The organism is Limnoglobus sp. (assembly GCF_059499385.1).
Genome location: NZ_JCABYM010000086.1, coordinates 1 through 2369, shown reverse-complemented (window position 1 = coordinate 2369; position 2369 = coordinate 1). Strand labels below are relative to the sequence as shown.

2 protein-coding genes are annotated in these 2369 nt (G+C 67.7%); one reads left to right on the top strand and one right to left on the bottom strand.

Translation table 11 applies throughout. The features are described 5' to 3' along the window. Positions 1 to 107 precede the first annotated feature (107 nt). A complete protein-coding gene (locus AC5JJ2_RS16130) occupies positions 108 to 1469 on the bottom strand; it encodes a phospholipase D-like domain-containing protein (protein ID WP_495859037.1) in 1362 nt (453 codons plus the stop codon). A 336-nt stretch (positions 1470 to 1805) separates the two neighbouring features. On the opposite strand from AC5JJ2_RS16130, the gene AC5JJ2_RS16125 reads away from it, so the two are divergent. After that, positions 1806 to 2369, top strand: a 564-nt coding sequence (locus AC5JJ2_RS16125; RefSeq protein ID WP_495859036.1) for a hypothetical protein, incomplete at its 3' end; no start/stop codon positions are given.

Sequence of the window (2369 nt, the reverse complement as noted above, 5' to 3'; positions counted from 1 at the left end):
CCCCTCCCTAACCCTCCCCCCCAAGGGGGGAGGGAACAAAGCCACAGACGACCGCGGCCGGGTGCTTGGGCGACGGGCCGGGCGGAACCCGTTTCCGTCGCGGAGGTTCAGCCCGCGGCCGCAGCCGCCAGTTCGGCCAGCCAGTCGGTCAGCGAGATGTCGAGCGGCTCGGTCAGCTCCGGGACCGTGGCGAAGTCGGCCTGGAAAATCTCCCGCTCCAAATCGCCGACGGCCGGGCCGGTGATCGCCAGCCCGACCTCGCGGTTGTGCCGCAGGCTCAGGCTGTCGAAGTTCGCCGACCCGACGTACCCCCACGCCCCGTCCACCGCCGCCGCCTTCACGTGCGTCATGCCGGGGTAAAGGTACACCCGCACGCCGGCCGCCAGCAGCCGGTTGGCCGTCACCCGGTTGGCCCGGTCGTACAGCCGGCTGCGGGTGTCCAGGGTGAGCACCACCCGCACGTCCGCCCCGCGCCGCCGCGCCCGGCCGAGCAGGGCCACCGTCCGGCCGTCGCCCAGGTACGGCGTCTGAAGGTAGACGCGGCTGCCCGCCCCGTCGATGGCGTCGTACACCGCCCGCGCCAGGCTCCGCTCGGTCGGCTCGGTGCGGACGACGCGGGCGGCCGCGGTCACGGCCCCCTGCGGCGGCCCCGCCGGGAGCGGGTCCGCGGGCGGGCCGCCCTGGTACCGCCACGACTCCTCGAACGCCGCCGCCAGCCGCCCGGCCGTGGAGCCGGTGACCGTGTACGTCAGGTCGTGGTCGCCGGCGAACGCCTTCTCGGTGAAGTTCCGCCCGCCGCCCCACGCGACGCGGCCGTCGGCGACGACGAGCTTGCGGTGGTCGAACCGGAGGAACGCGTTGCGGGTGCGGATCAGGTGAACGTGCGGCTGCCGGGCGAGCCAGCAGACGACCGCCTCGACGTGGTCGGCGGGTGCGTCGCGCGGCTCCCCCTGAGGGAGGTTGCCGCCGCCGACCAGCACCCGCACCGGCAGGTCCGGCCCGGCTCGCGCCGCAAGCTTCCGGGCGATGTGCCACCCGTAGGGGTCGTTCCCCCAGAGGAATGAGGTCACGTCCAGCCGGCCGGTCGCGCCGTCGATCACCCGGTCGAGGACGGCCAGGGCGTCGTTGCCGTCCACGTACAGGCAAAGGTCGGCCGGGCACGCCGGGCCGTCGGCGGGGTCGAAGGTCGGGCCGTCGCCCCGGACGGGTCCGGGCGGGATGAGCCGCATGGCGACCCGCTTGCCGACCGCGCCGGCGGCCCACGCCCGCAGATGGGCGGGCAACTCGGCGGCGATTCCGCGTGCGGCCGGCCCAGGATGGGCCGCGACCTCGGCGGCGGTGTCAGCCGCGACCCTCCGGGCCAGCAGCGCCGTGCGGGACTGACCGGTCGGCTCGCACGCATCCGGGCTTGCCGGCGGCACACGGCAGCCGGCGGCCGCCGCGACGAGGATTGCGACTCGAATCGTCACGCGCGTCCCTAGCCTGTGTCGAGTGCCCCGCTTAACATCGGCAGTCGGGCGGGCCGAACTTGCTTCGGGCCGGGAGATGGTGGACAGCCGAGCTTCTGGGAGCGACCACCCGTAGCCGCGCGCCACTCATGGGTAACTCAATTTCCGGATTGCACTGAAGGCGGTCTGACACTTGACTTCCGCGGTAGGAATGGGCAGCGGCTGAAGTGCAGAAGGTAAAATCACCGCCAAAAGCTGACCGCTGAACTCCGCAAGCTCAGCAATTTGGCGAACCTTCTGGAATCCCGGAGTGTCTATCCGTGTTCTTCAAAAACTCGACCAAGATAAGGCAACACAATGGCCCTTGAAACCGTCGTCGAACTACCGTTCTTGCCGCTCTATCGCCAAGACCATCCCAATCAAGAGATTGTCTTCGATCAAGTGCAGCTGATCCTGCCAGCGCAAGGGTCCAGGCCGGAAAGAACGGTTTCAGCCACGCCGACGCTGCGATTTATGCCGAAAGCCTCCGTACGGTTTCGGATTCCGTATGCGCCTGACGATTTCGGGTTTGCGTTCTCCTTTTTTCACGACAGTCAGGACGGTACGGCAGATATCAAGTGTCCGGAATATGGCACTACTGTTGAGATGTTTTTCAGCGAGTCGAACCGCGAATGGATTGAATTGCATCCCAGCGCTAGCCCGGTCCAACTTAGGGCAGCATCCAATGACATCCAGTATGCCATCTTCCATCTGCTGAATTGGCCACCCTTTCACGGTCGCGATGGACTAATTTTAGAACGTAGTACCACGGGTGGGACCAGCTCTGAATCTGTTGGAAGGGTACAATTCTCGATAGGAGAGTGGGATGTCACTAGAGGCTGTTTCACAACTGGTCTTGCACTAACTCCCGCCCTTGCGGCA